The 20,606-nt window shown below is 63.7% G+C and carries 13 protein-coding genes and 1 pseudogene; all 14 read right to left on the bottom strand.

All coding sequences use genetic code 11. The features are described from left to right. Positions 1 to 141: 141 nt before the first annotated feature. The gene (locus tag PI990_RS30335; protein WP_271659374.1) at positions 142 to 2,562 is read right to left on the bottom strand and encodes a TonB-dependent siderophore receptor; all 2,421 of its coding nucleotides are present in this window, start codon (positions 2,560 to 2,562) and stop codon (positions 142 to 144) included. 737 nt (positions 2,563 to 3,299) lie between these two features. Next, the gene (locus tag PI990_RS30340; RefSeq protein WP_271659375.1) at positions 3,300 to 4,298 is read right to left on the bottom strand and encodes a FecR family protein; all 999 of its coding nucleotides are present in this window, start codon (positions 4,296 to 4,298) and stop codon (positions 3,300 to 3,302) included. Beyond that, positions 4,295 to 4,876: an RNA polymerase sigma factor gene (locus PI990_RS30345; protein WP_271659376.1), complete on the bottom strand. Its 582-nt coding sequence runs from the start codon at positions 4,874 to 4,876 to the stop codon at positions 4,295 to 4,297. Before PI990_RS30345 ends, PI990_RS30340 begins: the two co-directional genes overlap by 4 nt. Positions 4,877 to 5,005: 129 nt before the next feature. Continuing rightward, positions 5,006 to 6,133, bottom strand: a complete 1,128-nt coding sequence (locus tag PI990_RS30350; protein WP_271659377.1) for a type VI secretion system ImpA family N-terminal domain-containing protein — start codon at positions 6,131 to 6,133, stop codon at positions 5,006 to 5,008. Positions 6,134 to 6,160: 27 nt separating this feature from the next. Further along, positions 6,161 to 6,592 carry a type VI secretion system baseplate subunit TssE gene (gene tssE, locus PI990_RS30355; RefSeq protein WP_184492261.1) on the bottom strand — a complete coding sequence of 144 codons (432 nt, stop codon included), beginning with the start codon at positions 6,590 to 6,592 and terminating at the stop codon, positions 6,161 to 6,163. Between the two features lie 3 nt (positions 6,593 to 6,595). Beyond that, the gene (tssJ, locus tag PI990_RS30360) at positions 6,596 to 7,132 is read right to left on the bottom strand and encodes a type VI secretion system lipoprotein TssJ (protein WP_271659378.1); all 537 of its coding nucleotides are present in this window, start codon (positions 7,130 to 7,132) and stop codon (positions 6,596 to 6,598) included. After that, complete coding sequence (gene tssG, locus PI990_RS30365; protein WP_271659379.1) at positions 7,113 to 8,204, bottom strand: type VI secretion system baseplate subunit TssG; 1,092 nt, start codon at positions 8,202 to 8,204, stop codon at positions 7,113 to 7,115. The genes tssJ and tssG overlap by 20 nt, the downstream gene beginning before the upstream one ends. Next, positions 8,168 to 9,931 (bottom strand): type VI secretion system baseplate subunit TssF, encoded by a 1,764-nt coding sequence (tssF, locus tag PI990_RS30370; protein ID WP_442969359.1) that lies wholly within the window; start codon positions 9,929 to 9,931, stop codon positions 8,168 to 8,170. Before tssF ends, tssG begins: the two co-directional genes overlap by 37 nt. A gap of 33 nt (positions 9,932 to 9,964) precedes the next feature. Further along, positions 9,965 to 11,546: pseudogene (gene tssA, locus PI990_RS30375) on the bottom strand (type VI secretion system protein TssA). Continuing rightward, on the bottom strand, positions 11,543 to 14,884 hold the full coding sequence (locus tag PI990_RS30380) for an ImcF-related family protein (protein ID WP_271659380.1): 3,342 nt from the start codon (positions 14,882 to 14,884) through the stop codon (positions 11,543 to 11,545). The pseudogene tssA and the gene PI990_RS30380 overlap by 4 nt, the downstream one beginning before the upstream one ends. A gap of 6 nt (positions 14,885 to 14,890) precedes the next feature. Next, positions 14,891 to 16,177, bottom strand: coding sequence for a hypothetical protein (locus PI990_RS30385; protein ID WP_271661389.1), 1,287 nt, complete (start codon positions 16,175 to 16,177; stop codon positions 14,891 to 14,893). Next, entirely contained in the window at positions 16,135 to 16,398 is a 264-nt protein-coding gene (locus tag PI990_RS30390) for a PAAR domain-containing protein (protein WP_173176919.1), read from the bottom strand. The genes PI990_RS30385 and PI990_RS30390 overlap by 43 nt, the downstream gene beginning before the upstream one ends. Positions 16,399 to 17,342: 944 nt before the next feature. After that, entirely contained in the window at positions 17,343 to 17,858 is a 516-nt protein-coding gene (locus PI990_RS30395) for a hypothetical protein (RefSeq protein ID WP_271659381.1), read from the bottom strand. After that, the gene (locus tag PI990_RS30400; RefSeq protein WP_271659382.1) at positions 17,842 to 20,583 is read right to left on the bottom strand and encodes an N-acetylmuramidase domain-containing protein; all 2,742 of its coding nucleotides are present in this window, start codon (positions 20,581 to 20,583) and stop codon (positions 17,842 to 17,844) included. Before PI990_RS30400 ends, PI990_RS30395 begins: the two co-directional genes overlap by 17 nt. Between the last annotated feature and the right edge of the window lie 23 nt (positions 20,584 to 20,606).

A 20,606-nucleotide genomic window follows, 5' to 3' on the forward strand; every position in this document is an offset into this window, starting at 1 on the left:
CTTCAACGTCTTGTGCTGCGGGTTCGGGATCGCCGTGTTGGGCCTCGCTGCGCTCGGCGCCAACCTACGGTCATGCACCGTGCTCGGTGTGATGCCGGTGGACCACGCTTCACCGGTCCACCATGCGGGGTCGACCGGGGCTTAGAACTCCAGGGTGCTGGAGAGCTGCACCAGGCGCGGGTCACCGACCGAGACGTTAAACTGGTTCACCGAGGAGCTGTAGTAGGTCTTGTCGAAGATGTTCTTCAGGTTCAGCTGCAGCTTGAGGCGCTTGTCGTTACCCAAGGGCGTCTCGTAGGCGGCGAAGGCGTCGGCGACCGCGTAGTGAGGCAGGTTGAAGCTGTTGGCGACATCGCCCTCACGGGAGCCGATGTAGCGACCACCAAAGCCTGCACGCAAACGATCACCCTCGAACACCTGGCCGAAGTCATAGACCGCCGAGAGCGAGCCACTGCGCTTGGCAACGTTCTGCAGTTCGTTGCCTTTGTAGAGCGGGTCCTTGGTCAGCTCCGCATCCAGCCACGCAAAGGTGCCGATCAGGCTGAGGTTGTCCGTGACCTGGCCGGTGACATCCAGCTCAATGCCACGTGAGCGGACTTCACCCACTGCTCGGTTGGAGCCATCGAGTTCGGTCACGGCGACGTTCTCCTTGACGATATCGAACAGCGCCAGGGTGCCGGTGATGCGGCCCGGCATATCCAGCTTGGCGCCGATCTCCCAGCTCTTGCCCTCCTCCGGAGCCATCGCGTTCACCGATCCGGTCCCGCTCAGCGGCGCAATGGTGGAATTCGGTTTAAAGGACTCGGTGTAGCCGCCGTAGAGGGACAGCTCGTCGGTCATCTTGTAGACCAGGCCAACACGGGGCACCCAGAGCTGACCGTCGATATCGGTGTTCTTGGTGAACGGACGGCCGCGACCTGCGAGCTGGTCGTAGAGCTGGTAGCGAGCACCGGCGATGAAGATCCACTGCTCGTTGAGGTGCACCGAGTCCTGGAAGAAGGCGGATTGGCTCACCACGCGATCGGTCTGGTCGCTGTCGCCGGCGGCCACCGTGGTGGGCACCGGCACCTGGCCATAGACCGGGTTCCAGGGGTTGAAGCTGAGACTGGTGGTCTGGCGGATCAGGTCCTCACGGTAGAACTTGCGGTACTCGTGGTCCACGCCCATCAACAGGTCATGCTGCATGCCGGCCAGTTGCACCTTGCCGTCCAGGTCGAAGGTGGCGAAATGCTCGGTGCTCACCGCGCCCCGGGTGCCATCCAGGCGACGCCTCAGCGTGCCGTTGGCGTTCTGGCTTTGCACCCGCGCCTGGTAGTCGTCGTAGGTGTCGCGGTTGTAGCTGTAGGCGAAGTGGGCTTTCCAGGCCTCGTTCAACTGGTGTTCGAGGTCGAGGATCATCAAGTCCGAGCGGCCCTCGGTGACGTTGTAGGGCTCGTCCAGGCGGCGGGTGGCCGGCACTGCCAGCGGCTTGCCGTTGATGAAGACCGTGCCGCGGTCGAAGGGCACCGAGTACTCGCGGTGCTCGAAGCTGAGATTCACCGTGGTGTCTTCGCCATACCAGGCGAAGGACGGGGCGAAGGTCTTGTCGCGGTTGTGACCGAAGTTGCGCCAGTAGTCGGCGTCGTCGTAGTCGGCGATCACCCGGTAGGCCAGGCCGGAATCCCCCAGGGGGCCGGTGACGTCGAGGGTGCCGCCGCTGCCGTTCTTGCCATCACCATAGGTGGAGGCGCGGCCGGTGATGGCGCTGTAGTCCTCCAGCAAGGGCTTCTTGCTGACCACGTTGATCACGCCGCCCGGGTCGAGGATGCCGTAGAGCATCGACGACGGGCCCTTGAGCACTTCCACGCGCTCGGCGGTGGCGGTGAAGTTGCGGCCCTGGATGGTGCGCATGCCGTCGCGCAGGATCGAGCCGTCGCGGTTGTCGCCGAAGCCGCGCTTCATCACCGCATCCTGGGTGCTGCCGAGGGTGTTGGCCTGGGTGATGCCACTGACGTTGGCCAGGGCGTCGTCGAGGTTCTGCGGCTGCTGGTCGAGCAGCGCCTGCTGGGGCACCACGGCCACCGCCTGGGGGATCTCCAGCAGCGGCGTTTCCGAGCGCATCAGGCGCGTGGTGGGTGGCGGCTGGTAGCTGGTGGCGACCAGCTGGCGGGAGTTGATGTTCACCGCATCGAGGTTCAGCGCGCCGTCGTTGGCGCGGGGCACCAGGGTGAGGGTGCCGGGGTTGACCTGTGCATAACCCAGCCCGCTGCCGGCCAGCAGCTGCGCCAGGGCCTGCTCGGCGCTCATGCGGCCGTTCACCGCCGGCGCCTGGACCTGGTAGGCGGCATCCTCGGTGTAGACCAGCGCCAGCCCGGTGACGCGGGTGAAGGCGGCCAGGGCCTGGGGCAGCGGCTGCGCGGCGATGGCGAACTCATGCACGCTGGCCAGCGCGGCGGCGGGCGCCTCGGCATCGGCGGCATGGGCCAGCGGCAGCCCGCCCACGTGGCCGAGGGCGAGCAATGCCGAAACCAGACCGAGGCGCTTGAATGCGCCGCCCTGCAACCGCGATGTCCTGTACTTCATGGGTATGACCTGCCCCCTGGCTGATGGGTTTCTTTGCGAATAAATCGCATTCCACCTCCTACACGGAGCCCGCGAGCGGATACCTCACCTGAAATTGAAAATAATTTTGAAAAAAATAAAACCGCCTGCCGGACAGCAGCTTTGTGTAGGGGCGAATTCATTGGCTCTGTCTGCATTAGCTGTTGTGGTTCTAAAACAAGGGCGTAAGCACGGTACTTCCCGGGCATTTATGACTCCCTGTCACGCCCACCGCGTGGGTTTCGCTTCGCTCTACGCCACCCTACGGAAACGGCTGTGCCCCGAGCGTGATGCGCACATCGATGAAAGCTCTGGCGAAGACGTTGGAGCAGCGGCCAAATGCCCCTTTCAGGAGGCCGAGCGCAATCGTCGTGTAAGGGGTTGAGCGACATGGATGTCGCGAGAGCCGCGATGGGCCAGGGATGGCCCTTCGCGGCGTGCCCCTGGAACGATGATGGAGCGAGGGAAGTCTGGCGAAGCCAGACCCGTATGCAGGGGCGAGCGCTTTTGGTTCCTTTTAAGGCGATTGTTAAAAGGGACTCGCCCGGGGGGCGAAACCAGAAGCACCAACAAAACTCGGCAATCAGCTGGGCTCAAATCCTCTAGCAACACTTAATTCATTCGCCAAGGGCAGCACAGCTGCCCCGCAGGGCTCCGTGTGGCAGGCCTTCGGCCTGATGGGCGAATGAATTCGCCCCTACAGAACAGGCACCAAACAGCTAGCGCAACACGATCAACCGGCCCAGCACCTCGTGCTGGCGGAAGCCGACCACGGCGCGCAGGGAGTCGAGGATGGCGTGGGGGTCGTTGCTGGGGAAGCTGCCGCTGATGCGTCGCGCGGCCAGCTCGTCGTCCAGCAGGACGATGCGCCCCGGGTAGTAGCGCGCCAGCTCAGCCAGCACATCGGCCAGGGGCGTCTTGTAGAAGGTCAGCCGCCCTTCCCGCCAGGACAGCTGCGCCTGGGCGTCCACCGTCCAGGTTTCACCGGCCTTGCCTTCGCCATAGACCAGCTGCTGGTTGGCGGCGAGCACGTCCTGGGGCTGGCCGGGCGCGGCGGTGACGCCCACCCTGCCCTGCTCCACCGTGACCCGCGCGCCGCCGTGGCGCAGCCGCACGCCGAAGCGGGTGCCGAGCACCCGGGCTTCGCCACCGGCTGCGTAGACCACGAACGGCACCTCGCCATGGCTGACCTGGAAGAAGGCCGCGCCGCGACGCAGTTCGACATGGCGTTCGTCCGCGCGCAGCTCGACGCTCACCGCGCTGTCGGCATCCAGGGTGATCACCGAGCCGTCGGCCAGTTCCACCGTGCGCACCTCACCGGGCGCGGACACGTAGTCGGCGCCCAGGTCCTGCAGCCAGTCGACGGGTTTCCAGCCGCCGCCCCAGACCACCAGCGCCAGGCTCGCGGCCATCGCCAGCAGGGCGCCCCAGCGCCGCCCACGAGCAGGCGGCACGGCCATGCGCTCCAGGTACTGGCGCAGGCGCGCGTCGTCCTCGGCGGCGATGGCATTGGTCGCGGGCCAGGTACGGCGCCACAGCTCCTGGGCCTGGGCGTAGGCCTCGATATGGGTGACATCGGCATAGAGCCAGCGCTCGAAGGCCTCGCGCTGGGCCGGCGAAGGCCGCCCCTGCATGCGCCCGATCCACAGCCAGGCCGCCTGCTCGACGGCATGCTGGCTGCTGGTGGCGGCGACGGGCCGCTGCTGATCGAGACTCATGGTTTCGCGCTCCCCGGCGAGATGGTGGCCGGCCTGTCCTGCAGGCTGGCCTTGCAGGCTTCCAAGGCACGCATCATATGTTTTTCCACGGCGGACTGGGAAAGCCCCATGGCGCGCGCGATGTCGCCATAGGTGCTGCCGTGGATGCGGTTGAGCAGGAAAATGTGGCGTGTGCGCTCGGGCAGCGAGCGCAAGGCCGCTTCAACGTGACGCAGGTCGTTGCCGGCCTCCAGCGCCGCTTCCGGGGGCGGCGCATCGTCCTGTTCGAGCAGCAGGCCGGCCTCGTTGCGGGTGCGCGCGCCTTCGCTGCGCATGTGGTCGATGGCCAGGTTGTGGGCGCTGCGCAGCAGGTAGGTGGCCAGGTCCTCCACCGGTGCCGCCGGGCGGCGCCAAAAGCGCAGGAACAGGTCCTGGACCAGGTCCGCCGCCGTGGCGCGGCAGCCTACGCGGCGGCTGACCAGTGCCTCCATCCGCTCCCGCTGGGCGAGGAACACGCGCAACAGATCCTCGCGCCGCGACGGATCGCCGGATGCGGGCGCATCCGGCGGCAGGTCGGCCGGTGAGGAGGTATCGGACATGGAGCGGCGCAGGCTTCGAGGAAGAGAGCGCGGATGATAATGCTTATCAAATAACAATTAACAGCGAGGCGACGATCGTATGCCCCCGGCCCCTGTGATGACCCGGGCCGGGGAGCGCTGGCAACCACCTCAACGAGGAGCCTGGCAGGCGTCCGGTTCCGGTACCAGGCTGATGTCGACACGGCGGTTGGCCGCGCGTCCGGCCTCGGTGGCGTTGTCGGCGATGGGTTGCCCCGAGCCATGGCCGCGCACGGCGAAGCAGTCGTCTGCCACATCCCCCATGTTCTTCATCCAGTCACGGACCGCTGCGGCCCGGGCCTGCGCCAGGGCGAGGTTGCGCAGCTCGTCGCCGGTGGCGTCGGTATGCCCGGTGATGACGATCAACCAGCCCGGTTGTGCCCTGACGTTGGCCAGGGCGTTGATCAGCACCTTGGTCGAGTCGGGCTTCAGCTCCGCGCTGCCGGACGCGAACAGCTGGAGGCTGTCCAGCCGAATCGGCTCGGTGGCGGCACGGGCCTCCCCCTGCAGGCGCTGCCAGTGGCCCCAGCCCACCACACCCGCCAACGCGGATGCGACGAGGCCAAGCAGCACGAGGGCGATACGCAGCCCACGCCCGGCCGGGCGCCGATCCAGGTAGACGACCGACGCCGCCTGCCCCTGCTCCGGCATGGAGATGAACAGGCGCATGGGCATTTCGGGTGCCAAGCCCTGGCGCTCGCGGGTCGTGCGGGGCGGTGGAGGCGCGTCGTCCTGCAAACGCCCGGCCAGTGTGGCGACCTGCTGGTTCAGTGCCCGCATCGCCGTCATCGCGGGGAGGCGCTGTCGCCCCAGAACGTCCTGCACCAGGGCCAGGTCCGCCTCAAGGCCGCGGATCAGCGGGGCGTCCTTCCCGCCGATGTCCAGCCCGCGCAACAGCGGCTGCAACTGGGTGAACAGCCAGGCGAGGATGTCCATCCGCTCCGTCGCATTTCGTGGCCACAAGCGATCCCAGGCACCGGCCAGCAGCTGGCTCAGCAAGGCCATGCCTTCGGCCGCGCCCGGCAACCCGTAGCGCTGGGCCAGCGCCAGGGCGAGGAAGGCGGCTATCTGCAGGTCGCTGCCGTTGTCACGGAGCAACTCCCGGCACCATTGCTCGACACTGCGCCAGTCGATATCCGGGCAGGCGGGGTGGTGCAACTTGGCCAGCTCCTCGTAGAGCGCCGCAAGGTCGCCGTGCTCGCGGGGATGCTCCCCCACACGGCCAACGAGTCCGTTCATGGTGTTCACTCCTGCATCGGGTCCTGTCTAGAGATAGTTCTGCCGCCTGAGGTGGCGGACCAGCACCTTGCCCGTCGGCGCCAGCGTGGTGCCGAAGGTGGCCTGCTCGCCGCTCCCGAGCCGTACATCGAGGCTGTATTCCAGGTGCCCCGGCTGCGTCTGGGGCAACAGGCGGACCTGCAGGTCCGCCAGCCGTGGTTCGTACTTGAGCAGGGTGTGGGTGAGTGCGCCGATCAGCCCGTGGGCGGCGGCCGGGAGCCCCTGGAGCACCTGGCCCATGTCCGGCAGGCCGTAGTCCGGCAGGTGGCTGAGCGAGCCGGCACGGCTGGCGAGGATGCGCTGGAGGTTGTCCAGCACCGAGAGGACGAGCTGGTCTTCCTCGCGCACCTGGTGCAGCTCCAGCTCGCCGGTGAAGTTCTGCAGCAAGGTTTCGTAGAGCGATGGGGCGTGCTCGGTCATCCGTCAGCCCTCGGGCAGCGGGCGCAGGGTCAGGCGGTTGTGGCCCAGCTCGATCACCCGCGGCTGGTCCGGGTCCAGTTCGTCGCGGGTGAGCAGCAGGCGCCAACTGTCGACGGCGGCGTCCGGCTGGCGGAACAGGGCGACCACCGCGACGACCTGGGCGGCCTCGTCCAACGGCACGCTGAGCTGCGCCCCCTCGTCGGGGTTGATCACCAGGCTGCGTTCATCCAGCAGGTCGGCGCCGAGCAGGTCGCGACTGTCATCCAGCAGGCGGTCATAGGACGCGCGCTGCAAGGCCTGGCCATCGCGCAGCGCGTAAACGCGCACCAGCGTCGGCACGGACAGTCCGGACATGTCGTTCGGGTCGGTGTTGATCGCGGCGCGGGCGCTGAAGTCCAGATGCAGGGTTTTCACCTGCTTGTAGAAGATCGACCTGGCGAACGCCGTCGAACCGTCGCCGACGCTCTGATACAGGCCACACCCCCCAAGCATCGCGGCCAGCATGGCGGGCAGCAGGGGCCTAGAAACGGTACGCAACATGCTGTGCCTCTCTGTGTTCGGGATTGTTCCGCAGGCCTCGATAGCGCCCCAGCGGAAGGCTGACCGTGCCCTGCTCGCCCACCCGCCCGCTGCTGCCCAGCCCCAGCAGGCCGGTCATGCCGAGCAGCAGCCCGGCCTGGCCCAGCGCCGGTCGTGGCAGGCAGCGGATCGGCAGGGACAGCTGCAGCCGCGCCGTGCAGCGCCAGCCGAGGTAGACCCGCAGGAGCACCAGCAGGTCGCTGTGCAGGCGCGCACCCGGCAACCAGCCCCGCGCCTCGTCCGGGTCGTCGGTGAACAGCGCGAGGTGCAGCTGGCTATTGGCATCACGCCCCAGCGGCCCCAGCGGCGTGCCCTGGGAAAGGCTCACCGGGAAGCGCGCCGACAGCCGTGCGGGCCGCTCCAGCACCACCTGCTGCGGCCAGTGCGGCGTGACGGTGACGCGGGTGTTGGGTGCCAGCAGCGTGACCAGTGCCGCCACGCCCTCGGCATTGCGGGTGGGCAGGCGCATGACGCTGAGCAGGGCGAGAAAGCGCGAGATCGGGGTCGCGACGTGCCCGGCAGTACCGGGAATGCCCAGGCCGATGAGCCCGAACAGGCACTGGGACGTGGCGTCGGCCCCGCCGGGTTCGAAGGTCGCGGGGTAGGAGTACTTGCGCCAGATGCGATAGAGCTGGGTGAAGACCCGGTGATTGAAGATGTCGAGGAAGGCGGCCAGGGCCTCATGCCCTTCGCGGCGCTGGGCGATGTCGTCCAGATAGGCGGTGGGCAGGGGCGAATCGACGCCGTACAGCCCCAGCAGGCGGGTGCGTACCGTGGCCGGCCCGGGCTGTTCCTCGTCGATCTCGATGGCCTTCAGCTCAGCGGCGGGGAAGCCCATGCCGGGGTCGGGGCGGAAGCGCACCGGGTCGTCCGACGGGCGTTCGGTAGCCCCCAGTGGGGGCTGCCCCGGGAGGGCCTGCTCCAGCAGCTGGCAGAAGCGGTAGAGGTTCGCTTCAGCGACGCGCCCCTCCAGGGCCTGCAGCAGGCCGCTGGCGTTCAGCCGGGAATACGCTGGCTGTGATTCTCGTTCCATCGCAGGCATTTTCCAGTGGGTTGCAGGATCAGCGTGAGCTGGTTGAACAGGTGCACATCGGCATAGAGGGCGAAGAAGCGGCTGAGCATCTCGCCGAACAGGCTGATGTCCCCTTCCCCGGAAAAGCCGTTGGCATCCAGCGTGATTTCGATATCGACCCCGCGCAGCAGGAAGCCCTTCTCGAAGCGCTGGATCAGGTGGTGGCGCACATCGACTATGGCTTCCAGGCGGCGACGGTTCAGCTCGCTCGCGGTCCAGTCGTAAAGGGCAAGGGTGCCGCGCAACACCTCGGCATTGCCCAGCATGGGCAGGAAGTTCGACCCCAGGTGGCTGAGCACGCGCCAGTGGAAGCGGTCGCGGCTGGGCGGATAGCAAGGCAAGGTCGGCGCGCACAGGTTGCGCACCCGCAAGCCGGCCTGGGTGGACTGCACCAGGGTGTCGAGCAGGGTGCTCTGCAATGCCTTGCGCGGCAGTTGGCCATTGGTGCCGGTGAGGCGCAGCGACAGGCTCTCGTCGGCGACCAGCCGATCGACGTCGAAGCCCTCGCCACCGAGGATCAGCCAGGTGTCGTGCAGCCCATTCGCGCCACGCTTGAGGCGGGTATGGAAGTAGCGCTCCGGGGCGTCGTCCCGCAGCATCCCGCCCTTGTGGCGGAAACTGGTGAAGGGGACATAGTCCTCGCGCTCGGCATTCTTCGACGCGGTGACCTGGTCCACCGAATAGATTTCCGTGTGCCCGTCCTGCAGGCGCATGGGGCGCAGCAGGTAGTCGCTCTGCAACGGGTCGAGGCGCAGCGGATCGGCTTCCAGCGCGAACAGGTTGATCACCGGCACCGCGTGCAGGCGGATATGCTCGGTGCGCGGCTGGAAATCATGGGGCCAACCCTCGGCCAGCACCACCTCCAGCTCGAACCAGGGCGCGCCCTCCGGCACCTCGAGCCGCTCCAGGCCATGCAAGGTCACGAACATGAACTTCTCGCGGAAGCTGAAGTACTCCAGCAACAACTGGTAGCCGCTGAAGGCACTGTCGCCCTTGGGCCAGAGCCGATCGGCCTCGCTAAAACCGCTGGCGGAGAAATGCCCGTGCAAGGGCATGCGTTCCGGTGTGCCGGGCAGGCGCACATAGAGGGCATGCACCTGACGGGTCAGGGCCAGGTGCAGCGCGCTGGCCACCGACGCTTCAGCGTTGAGGTACAGCGGCAGCCGGCTCAGGTCCACCTGCGGCCACTCGGTCAGCGCGCCACAGGCAAGGCGCAGGCGCAGCACAGGGCGCCCATCCGGCTCATGGGCCAGGCGCAACGAATCCACCGCCAACGGCTGCAGGGTCAGGTCCTGGGTGGTGGTGTAGCGGCAGCGGGTACGCTGCGGCCCCACCGGTTGCGACAACACTTCGAAGCCGCGCTCGACGCGTTCGCTGCGCTTCATCTGCTGCAGGTCGGGAGTGAGCTCGAGAATCGACAGCGACGGAATGGTCCGCAGGTAGTGGGGCCAGAGCAGGCTGACCAGGCCCTCGGTCAACTCGGGCAGGTCATCGTCGAGCTTCTCGCGCAGGCGCCCCATGAGGAAGGCGAAGCCCTCGAACAGGCGCTCGACATAGGGGTCGCGGGCCCCCGGCCGGTCCAGGTTGAGGTGCGCCGCCCGGTCGGGGAAGGCTTCGGCGAACTCCTGCCCGGCTTCGCGCAGGTAGCGCATTTCCGCGTCGAAATAACGCAGCGTCCGGTTCTCCATATCCACAAGCATGTTTCCTGTCTCGATCAAGGCTCAGTTGCACAGCACCGCCGCGCGGACCGGGTCGATGCTGACCAGCTCGGCCAGCAACGCCTCCTTGCGGCGCCCGAGGGCGGGTTTGTCCACGTCGGTGCGCTGGGATTTCAGGCGCAGCAGCTTGAGCAGGCGCGCCTGCACCTCGAAGGCGAGGTCGGGCTCCCACTCGGCCAGGGCCTGGCGTTGCACCGTGGCTGCCAGCTCCGCCAGCAGGTGAATGGCCAGGTCGGTCTTGCCACACTGCTCGGCGACCCGCGCCATCAGCAAGCGCAGCAACCAGCGCTGGCGACCGCTGTGAGGGCCTGGCCGCGCGCCGAGCCAGGCGATCGCGGCTTCGACGCCTTCACTGTCGGCCTGGGCCAAGGCCTTGCCTTCCAGCTCGAGGATGTCGGCGTCCATCGAGGCCGGAGCAGCGGGTGCGGGCAGCCATTGGGGCGACTGGTTGCCGCTGACATGCTGGGCGATCCAGTTGCGGGTGCCCTCGTCGGCGAACGGCGAGCCGTCGCTCCAGCGCAGGGACTCGAGGCCCGGCAAGCGGTCGAGGAGCATGCCCAGGTCGCGCTTGACGATATCGGCCCAGCCATCCTCGGGCGCCGCCTGCCGGCTCAACGCCTGGCAGAGGTACCACTGCAGGTCGAGCCAGAAGTGGTTCACCCCTTCGGCGTAGATGCGCTCGACCTGGTCGAGCAATTCGCTCCAGCTCTGCTGCAGGTGCAGCCGCTTCAGCTGCGCCCGGTATTCGCTGCGCGGGGGCGCGAGCCGGGGTGTTGCCGCTGCCCTCCGCCGGGGGCAGCTGGTGCACCGTGTCCCAGCGCAGGCTTTTCATCAGCCGGTGCGCCGCCAGCCAGCCCTGGGGTTGCTCGCGCAGGTAACCGGCCAGGCTGCGACCGCTGTCGAGCAGGTCGCGCCCGGACCTGATGGTGGCCATCGGCGCGGCAGCCTGCCGGCCCGCCTCGTGAGCCGCGCTGTTCTGCGGCACCAGCGCATCCACCCCGCCGGACTGCGCCAGGCGGCTCGACAGCGCGGCATAGAGCGCGCCCAGTGCCGGTCGCTGCTCCTCCGGCCAGGCCCGGAGCCCGTGGTCCAGCCAGGCCAGCGCGGCGACGGTGCGCTCCGCCTCGACCTTCACCACTTCGGGATAGCGCGCGAGGCCATCCAGCACCTTGGCGCTGGCCAGCCACTCCAGGGCCATGCGCCGGCTGGTGGCGCGGCTCGGCAGGATGTCGTCGGCGAAGCGCTCCAGCAGCGCGGCCAGCAGGTTGAGCCCATCGGCAAGGCCCGCTTCGCCGTCCCGCTGCATACGTGCCCAGAGGTAATAGGTCGCCACGCGCAGGTCCTTGCAGCGCCGCTTGAGCAGCACCTCAGCCAGCTGTACGACCAGTTCGGTGTCGGCCCCCGAGAGTTTGTTGACCTCATCGCGCATGCGTTGGAAGTCATCGTCATAGCCTGGGTCCTTGCCGACCGCCAGGTCCTTGCCGAGGGGCTGCAGCCAGGGCTCCCACTCCGGCGCCTGGCGGCGCGCCAGGACCAGGGCATCGCGCTGCCCCAGGCAATTGGCGATCAGTGCGGACAGGCTCATGGCAGGTCTCCGTAGTGCGCCAGCGGTAACGCGGCGCCACCGCCGTCGAGGAAAATCTGCGCCGGCAGCTTGAAACCACGCAGCTGCAGGAGCGCCAGGGGGCCGGCGCCCAGGTCGGTGCGCAGGTGCCAGGTCAGCCCCAGTCCATCGGGGGTTTCGAGCAGCAGCCGATAGCGGGTTTCGCTGTCGTCCAGCGGGGTGACCCGGGCCTGCTCCAGCAGGCGGATCAGCCCCCAGGTACCGGGGTAGTCACCCAGCAGCCGTTCGCCACTCTTGGCGTGGGTCCAGCTCAGCCGGGCGCCGGGGTGGTCGGCCATGCCGGGCCAGTCGAAACGCTGCCAGCGCTCCCGCTGGTTGAAGTACGCCAGGCGATTGCCGTCGAGGGTCAGGGTGGTCTGCACCAGGTCGCGCACCGGCTTGGCCCGCAACTCGAAACCGATGCCCATGCCGCCGTCGGTGTAGAGCACATCGGCCAGGGCCGTGAGCTGGTTGATCGCCTCCAGGAAGTCGGGATTGAAGCGCAGCCCCTGGCTGTGGGCGCTTTCGGGCACCCAGCGGTTGCCCTCCTTGCGCAGCACGCCGCCCAGTTGCCGGCTGAGAAACTGGTCGATGCGCCCGGTGTCGGAGCGGATCATCTGCCCGAGCATGGGCAGCGAGGCATCGGCTGCGCTCGCGGCGAAGGGGTAGCGGCCGCCGAAGGCGCCATTCCAGGGCCCGACTATGGCTCGCTGCCACTGGCCGTTGAGCCCGGCGGCAGAGGGCTGCAGGATGCGCTGCCACGCCTGTTCCAGCGGCTGGACGAATACCGCGCGGCCAAAGCCGCTCCACTCGCTGCCGAGGCTGGCGGCGATCAGGCTGCCATAGGAGCGGGTGTCGGTGAGGTCGATGCTGCGGCCCTGGAATACGGTCTGCGCCAGGGCCTGGACCCTGGCTTGGGGGTCCGGGGCGGCACTGACCTGCTGCAGCGTAAGGCGTACCCGGGTCACCCGGGTGAGGAAGGCGTGCAGGCTGAGGCTGTCGTCGCTGCCCGGCTGCTCGGCCGCCTTGCCGAGCAAGGCCAGCAACGGGCCGAAGCTTTCGTCCAGCGGGCTTTTCGGCAGCCCGGCCAATTGGTCGATGACCGGCGCCGGGTCCTGGCCGATGAGGTTCTGCGCTGACTGCAGCAGCGAGTCGCCCAGGGCCTTGGTACGGGTGCCGGCCTGGCCCTGGTAGGACAGGGTGTTGACCAGGGCGATGAGCGGCGACTGGCGCACGTCGGTCATCAACGTGAGCTGGTCGACGGCATCGGCAAGGCTGCCGGCTTCGTGCCAGCGCAAGCTGTTGAGAACGTCCAGCCAGGCCCGGCCGTATTCCTGGAAGTAACGCCCGACGAGGCGCTCGCGCAGCACCTCGGGGGTCAGCTCGGCGGCGATCTGGCTGCGGTCATCGCTGAGCACCCAGTCGATCTCCTCCCGACGCGCCGCGGCGATCTCCTCGATGGCCTTGCGCACCCCGCCCTCCCAAGCCTGGCGGGTGAAGACACCGGGCACTTCAGCGGCAGTGGAGAACAGCAGCTGCGCATCGGTATCACCCACCATCTGCTGCAGACCCAGAGCCGGGTACTGGTTGGCCACGGCGTCGAGCACCTGCTGATAGAGGGTCGACTCGCCATTGCGCTGGCCCAGCTGGCTGACCAGGAGCTGACGGGCCCGGGCGACCAGCCCCAGGTCGGGATTGATGCGCCAGCCGGGATGCGCACCCAGGTGCTCGGCATAGAAGCGCCAGAGGTTGGGGGCCACGTCCTGCCAGGTGCCCGCGTCGATCTCGGCCCGCGTCGGCCCAGCGGCGGCCAGCGCCTTGCCGAGGAATGCCGCATCGACATTCTCCGGGCGCGCCATCATCAGATAGGCCTTGAGCGGCTCGTAGGCATCGCGGGCACGGGCGGCGCGCTCCGGGCTGCCCGGCGCCAGGCTGAGCAGCGCGCGCAGCTGGCGCTCGAAGCCCGCCGCAGCGGGGTCACGGACCAGCCGGTTGTTGGCGGCCTCGTAACGTGGCCAGAGGGCCGCGAGTAGGCCATCGTTCCGGCTCAGGCCGAAACGCTGGTGCCAGGGCACGCCATGCCGTGCGCGATGGTCGAGGCGATCGAGTTCATGAACCAGTGCCTCGAGGGCGAGCAGTTGCTCGTCGCCCTCACGGGGTTGGTCCAGGGTGGCCAGGACGGCCTGCATCTCGGCGATCTGCGCGCGGTTGCCGGCGAAGGACACCAGCATCCCCACTCCGCAGATTGCGGCCAGGCCGAGAAGGGCGGTGCTGGCGGTACGCGACCAGGTCCAGCCATGCGGCCGGCCACCCGTACCTGCATCAGCCAAGATGCCGCGCCAGGTCGGGTGTGGCAGCCACTGGTGCTCCACGCTGCTCGCCGTGCCGGGCAGCGCGAGGCTGAACCACAGCCCGCGCGGCATCACCCCGGGGCTGCGTTGCAAGTGTTCCCAGACCCGCCGCCAGCGGGCGATGCCTTCGTTCCGCAGCCCTTGGGCCAGGCGCAGGAGGAAGTCATGGCGGTTGTCGGCCTGCATCCGGGCAAGGCCTTGCTCGCGCAACGGCTGTAGCAACTGGCCCAGATGGCTTTCCACCTGCGCCGGCGCTGCGCGAGAAGACAGCGTGCAACCCACTGCGGCATCGGTGGCCGGCTGCTCCCACTCGCTGCGGTGAACCTCCCAGAGGTGCAGCGGCGCCTGCCAACGCAACCGCCGCGCCATGTCCCGCAGCTGACGCTGGTAGCGGCCCAGGTAGTCAGGGTCGGCGGCTTGCTGCTCGCTGAGCGCCCAGACGATGCCATCCAGGGGACGCTGCGGACGAAGCCGGCGCCACTGCTCCAGCCACGTGGCAGCGGCGGCATCCTGGGCGGCACCGCCCCACAACAGCACCACGCCCTCACCTTCCAGCCACTGCTTTTCGGCCAGGCCGGGGGCGATGGCGACTACCTCATCAGGCTCGCCGATCACCAGTAGCAGGCGAGTACGGCGGCGCCAGAAGAAGCCGAGGTTGTGGCGCAGATATTGACGAGCTTCCTCCCCATTCACACCAAGAACGTCAGATTTTTGAGGCTCCGATAAGGCCTCGCCGGCATGATCCCGGCGATACAACGAATGTCCAAGATGCCAGCCTGCCACGCGATAACTTACCTCGGCGAGAAGCACCAACAAGGTGACAGCGGCTGCACTCCAAAGCCAGATGCTCTGCGCGGCACTACCAGCAATGATCCCCAGGAGGGAGGGCTTCCACCAGAGCAACAAAAGCAATCCAATGCCTGCGAACACGACAACCCAAAGCAACACTTTCATCCACAGCAATTTCATGAACATCTATCCCTGAAGATCGACAGCAATCGGTCGAATCGCCGTACACCACAGTCCTGGTGAACCTGTGCCATCCCCACAAAGGGTCAGCTGCGGACGGCCTTCCAGTTGAATCGCCTGGGCAGCTGCCGCAATCGCTAGCCAAGGTGCCGCCTTGCCACTGCGCCCAAGGATGGTGTCGAGATTGTGTTGGCCCTTTTGGGGCGTGGCTGGAACACCCAATCGCTCCAATGCCGTCCCAACATCAGCCTGGCGTTGATGATCAATACCCGACAGCCAGACTCCGTCGAGAGACCCAGGCCCAATCTGAGCCCAGTTCAGAGCCTGATGGATGGAGCTAACCAACCCATCGGTCGAGGGCTCACGCTCCTGTTCAGGACGATGCAAGTAGACATGAGGATGAGGGGAGACTCGCGATGGGCCACTACCGAACAGCATGCCCACCACTGCCTCGGTCGACTCTTCAACCACCCCGGGCGCTACTTGAAAAGCAATGATCATCAATAGCGCCTGATCGTTGGCGCGATGATCCAACCACTGATCAATCACTGCTAATCCGTTGCCCTCTGTCGCCTGCAATGCTCGCCGAATACCAGCCCCAGCCCACGCCTGCTTCCAAGCCTCCACAATTACCTTGTCCGATAGGCTGGTATTGACGTCCAGATGCAAAGCCAAGGGAAGGTCAGGCGGGAACGATGCCAAAACCTGAGACATGTCAGCGAAGACCTGCGACAAAAGCCGCTGCAGCACATCTACAGAACGCTCCATCTCACCAATCGGCAAACGGCTATGGCGCACCGCGCTCTCGCCTTGCCAAGACGCTTGTGCACGTAGAGCACTGACCTTGCCTTGCAGGGCCTTCAACTGCTGCGCACGTATGTCCTCAACTTGCTCATCGCGTAGAGCGGTATGCAAGCTGACAACCAGGACCTGCTGCGAACGTCGCCCCTGATTAACCTTGCTCAGTCGATCTTCCTCGCGAGCGGCATCCCATCCATCGGCAGCCCCCTTCTGCAAGGTGAACACCAGGGCCCGAAGCGCACCCAGCCCACACCAAGCCAGGAGAGGTAACCCGAGGGAGTGCCACCAAAAATATCCAGGCTCCTCTGTCATTGAGCTTTCAGCCAGCCAAAGAACCAGGCACACCCCCAGCACATCACAGATCAGCAGCAGCCCGAGCCACACCCAGAGGCGCGGTGGCGCAGGTTGCGGAGCTGGAGCGGGAATCTCATCCAGTCTGACCACCATGATCAGATAGCCTTTACATGCGGGAGAGACGACAAGAGAGAGCAACCACAAGCGCACCGGTGCCCATGGAAGGCCACCGGAAGTCCCGAATCACAGAAGTTCGGATTGCCTTCCACAATCACCGTTGGGCCATGGCCTGGAATCGGGCAGCTCACCGGATCGCCGACTCTGGCGACGCCGATACCATTGCAGATCATCTCAGCGGAGCCCGCCAGAACGGCCCCACCACCGGTGTTTTTATCGCCTAAGCGAATGACTCCACTCATTTTAAATCCTACTTAATCTAATACGCGAAAAGCGACTCACTTCATTACATAGCGTTAACAAGACAGTCTTCAGATAATGTAAGAACGACCACAAGAACTTCCACGCAATGGGGAAATACATCCACCCTAAACCACCAACGTAACTTGGGTCATAAATCGACAGCTCTTCCAAACATATGTAACTGCGACCCCACCCGAAAAGTACGCACCACCTATTTATCTAATGGAAGACACTTCACAACACTAGCGACATCTCTATACCCGCAGCCGGCTACTAGGCAAGCTCTCAAATCCACTCCATCGCGGCAACTGCTTAGCAAAGGATAAGGATGACCGCCACAAAATAACCCCAGAGCGTCCAGTGCAAATTAGACACCTCAAGGCAATCCCTTTTATGCGAAAAACTACTGGAGCAGACCTCATTTCTGAGCTCATCTCACCCTCATTAAACATGTCATGACCGGGCACAACACTCGCATGGTCATCGAGGAATATTTACCGCCCACCGAACTTATAATCTTTGCGAAAAACATATACCTCACTACCTACAATGGATTTTTATAGATATGCAAGAGCTACCCAGCTGAGCTGTACAATTTATAACCGAACCACCAATTCAGTCTCGGCCTGACATATATCTATATCCCCAGATCACCAATTACAGCTTCAGGGAAATTAATTATCGGCATATTTCATTAGCGCTACTTAAAGACACCGCCATAACTTAATCACCAACTCCCATACCCACAAGAAATCACAGCCAACTCATGCCCCCCTTGCCCACCACAACCCCAGTATCAGTGGTGGCATTCATCAAGCACTTACTTCTCCCCCTCATACGCCTGATTGCTTGTATGTCCAGAACCATCACAGCCTTAATAAAAATGCGCACACAACTAATTGAAAAATTGCCCAACCCTCTAACTCTCTGCTCAAAAAATCACTTACCACCTATTCTTTAACATAGCCTTCCCATCTAACCTAACAAGGGAGCCGACTTGCTCTTCCTTAGCACCACTTAAAAGTCTCCTCGTCCCTCCAGAGCCAATTACGACTCCAATCTCATACCTACCTTCAACTAGCCTCCAGCCTTGGAAAACAGTGTAACTAACTCCACGCCGATTGAATGACAAGGAGTAGTCCCCCATTGCATCGTTTGCCACACCTCCACCCCGTGAATAGCCTGAGAAATAAAAACCTCTCCAAGACTCACTATTCAGCTGCTCTGGATACTGCTCTTCAATATCCCCAGGCACACCAAGACGATAAACCAAATATCCTTGATTACGTCCTTCGCATAGAGAGACAAATTTTTCCGCATCAGCGACTTTAAATGAAAGCTGTATAACTTCATCACCCAAACACAATGAGGATGCCTTCACCTTATTAAAGGCCCCAAGCCCTACAAACAAAGCCAAAATCACAACCAATTTATAAAAAGCACTACTTATGATATTCATTATAATATCGCTCAATATTACTGGAATAATCAGGATTTATTAGCCGCCACCCAGCTCCATTATGCCCCTCAGCAATCAAATCAAAATTCTTCTCTCTAAGCCCACGAAGTAACGTGGAGTTTTTTTTGGCAAAACTCAGAAAAGCCTTTATATGCTCAGCGTCACCAAGAGACATCGCCATAGTGAAATCCTTGACACTTTCATATCCGGCACTCCTATAGTTGAACCCCATTATCTGAAATTTTCCCCACGAACAGGACTGTAACGCAGCATCCTGATCCAATTCATAGGCGCCAATAAGCCTGCTGTACTGGGCCCTTCCTGATGGCCCATAAACATCCCTATCAGACAGCACCGCCCCCGTGCCCACCTCTATGTACTGGCCATCAATTCTTCTTGCACGCTTATAAGGCGACCCATATATATCTACCCCAGCCATCTCAACAGACACATCTTTGGCAATTCTTTTAAACCAATGCCTTTCGAATAAAATGGACGGGATTATCTCGCCATCCACTACAACAAACGAAGACTTCGAGGACTCCTGCTTGGCGATAGCATAAATTAACCCCGGCTCACAGCCTAAGTCTTCTGCAGCTAATCTTATATCTCCATCGTTAATATCATGCCCCTTGTAAATCCCTAAGAAATCCAACTCAACGCTGCGCCCATTCAAGTTAATAATTGGATGTCTTTTTTCGCTCAAAAGCCCAATGATACTTATAGGATTTAAATGCCAAACCTGCCCATCGGTCGGCAGGGCCAAATTCGGTGCGACCGCGTGCCACCAACTCAAACTCTCAATCCGCTCTTTCTCCGCCAACCAGTTGATATGCGGAGCTAAACTTCGATGACCATAGAGATCATCCAGAACATCCCACTTACCCGGTCTCCAGTACCAGTCGCTTTCGCTATATATCGCCAGACGGGAAACGGATTGCGCTTGTGCCGGCAAGCGCAGGGCCTGCTGCAGCTGTTCGGCACTCATCACTTCACCAGGGTTAGGCCCTCGACCGATTAGATCGAACAGACGGTTTCGAATCGGGCCCCGATCTGAGAGATCGGCCAGTTGTGCGGCACGAGCACGATCTTTCTCACTGGGCAAAATGCCCTGCACTTTCAATGCGTAGGCTTGGCAGCTTTCCAGACTGTCGCCATTGAGAATTGCTGCATAGCCACTCCAATCCCAGGGGCTATGCCACTGAGCATTGTTGTCTTCGACCCGCACCCATCCCTTGAGCAGTAAGCCCTCGACGTCGTGCAGAAGGTCATCGAGACGATACCAAGTGCAACCGTCTTCACCGTTTCGCGCGGGAATGCGAAGGGTCTTCTCGGCCCCCAAACCATCGAGCTGCTGCTTCGGCAAGTGCAGTTCAGCAGCGCTGGTCGGCGTATCTACTCCAACGCTGGGGGGGCCAGCGACACTGAAGTACTCCTGATGCGGGACCACTGAGGTGCCTTGGGGTAGCGTCAGCCAAGTCCTTGAGCTGGCTGGCAGGTGTTTTGCCCAAGCACGACTAACGTCCATGAAGGCTTCTACATCTTCATGACTGAAGACCTCCAGGTGCAGCTGCTGTTGGGGTACTACATCCTCTAGATCCTGATAGTTACCAAGATGACCAATAAGCTCGCCCGCACGAATAGGAACCGGCTTATCCAGAACCAGTATCCGGTCCAGAGCATCAGGCTCACGCTCGCTCATCAGTGATGCGTAATGAAGATACTGGTTTACCCGCTCGAGCTTGCGAAACTGCCCCTCTCCACTGATGGTCACTTCGGTACCTTGCGGCAACTTGAAAAGCACTTCGAAGTTGCCGTTTGGCTCGGCACGAACGTTGAGCGTGCTGTTGTCCTGATTCAGCTGGACTCGATAGCTACCGGATGCATTCGGCCGAAGGTTGCTGAAGGCTACATAGCCACGCAGGCTCCCATCAGGATTCTGCAACGCCACAGGACCTGGGCTATCGATCCATTCGCGGAAATCCCCCTGGCCATTGATGGTCACGGCGGTCCCGTGTGGCAGCAGACCGATCACCTTGCCTCGGGTCGCTTGGTTCCTGACCCGTAGTCCTACAACACCGGGGCTACCCGCATGGGTATCGCGGACATTGGGATTAACCTGATAGCGGGCAGCCAAGGGCCAAAAGCCAGGGCGCGATAACTCCGGCGACTCGGCATACGGCTCCCAGTCCTGCAAGTGCATGTACAGGCTGAAAAATGTCAGGCTGGGCGGGGTATCGTCTACGCCGGAGATTTCCGGAGCCTGTAACCGGTGCCGCACCAAGACGAAGTTTCGCGAGAAAACTCGCTCTACTGGCTCGCCATCGAGATGGTAGGTAGTGCACGGCGACTGGGTATCTATGCGATATGCCACAACTTCGCCGTCGGCAAGGCAGCGCACATATGCCTGGTCCATCGTCCCGGCGGTACCCACATCGAAATGCACACCGAGGTGCCAGTAGCCGTTACGCCCTAATGGGTAATAGCCTCGTTCGGCCTTAGCTTGCTGTATCAGTTGCTGTAGCGCGTTCGCGCGGGAGCCAAAAGGGTGGCACCAATTCTGGACAGACGCCAGGTGAGCGCTGGAGGGGTCGGCCATCCAATGGCCGAGCAATGGCCTACATGTTGCCTGAGGCTCCGACTGGCGCCCGTCAGACCGAAGCTGCTCGTCCAACCATGTACTGGTTGTATCCATGATCTGTTGAACCAAGCTCCTGGTATCCATAGCGACTCCTTAATCAATGAGGG

The sequence above is a fragment of the Pseudomonas sp. TUM22785 genome (assembly GCF_028198105.1).
GTDB classification, from domain to species: Bacteria; Pseudomonadota; Gammaproteobacteria; order Pseudomonadales; family Pseudomonadaceae; genus Metapseudomonas; species Metapseudomonas solani.

What these genes read in the sequence shown, in the direction of transcription:
- tssF (WP_442969359.1), bottom strand. Translation starts at nt 9,931, where the DNA reads ATGGAGAACCGGACGCTGCGTTATTTCGACGCGGAAATGCGCTACCTG.
- PI990_RS30395 (WP_271659381.1), bottom strand. Translation starts at nt 17,858, where the DNA reads ATGAATATCATAAGTAGTGCTTTTTATAAATTGGTTGTGATTTTGGCT.
- PI990_RS30350 (WP_271659377.1), bottom strand. Translation starts at nt 6,133, where the DNA reads ATGAACGGACTCGTTGGCCGTGTGGGGGAGCATCCCCGCGAGCACGGC.
- PI990_RS30335 (WP_271659374.1), bottom strand. Translation starts at nt 2,562, where the DNA reads ATGAAGTACAGGACATCGCGGTTGCAGGGCGGCGCATTCAAGCGCCTC.
- PI990_RS30400 (WP_271659382.1), bottom strand. Translation starts at nt 20,583, where the DNA reads ATGGATACCAGGAGCTTGGTTCAACAGATCATGGATACAACCAGTACA.
- tssG (WP_271659379.1), bottom strand. Translation starts at nt 8,204, where the DNA reads ATGGAACGAGAATCACAGCCAGCGTATTCCCGGCTGAACGCCAGCGGC.
- tssE (WP_184492261.1), bottom strand. Translation starts at nt 6,592, where the DNA reads ATGACCGAGCACGCCCCATCGCTCTACGAAACCTTGCTGCAGAACTTC.
- PI990_RS30340 (WP_271659375.1), bottom strand. Translation starts at nt 4,298, where the DNA reads ATGAGTCTCGATCAGCAGCGGCCCGTCGCCGCCACCAGCAGCCAGCAT.
- PI990_RS30390 (WP_173176919.1), bottom strand. Translation starts at nt 16,398, where the DNA reads ATGAGTGGAGTCATTCGCTTAGGCGATAAAAACACCGGTGGTGGGGCC.
- tssJ (WP_271659378.1), bottom strand. Translation starts at nt 7,132, where the DNA reads ATGTTGCGTACCGTTTCTAGGCCCCTGCTGCCCGCCATGCTGGCCGCG.
- PI990_RS30345 (WP_271659376.1), bottom strand. Translation starts at nt 4,876, where the DNA reads ATGTCCGATACCTCCTCACCGGCCGACCTGCCGCCGGATGCGCCCGCA.
- PI990_RS30380 (WP_271659380.1), bottom strand. Translation starts at nt 14,884, where the DNA reads ATGAAATTGCTGTGGATGAAAGTGTTGCTTTGGGTTGTCGTGTTCGCA.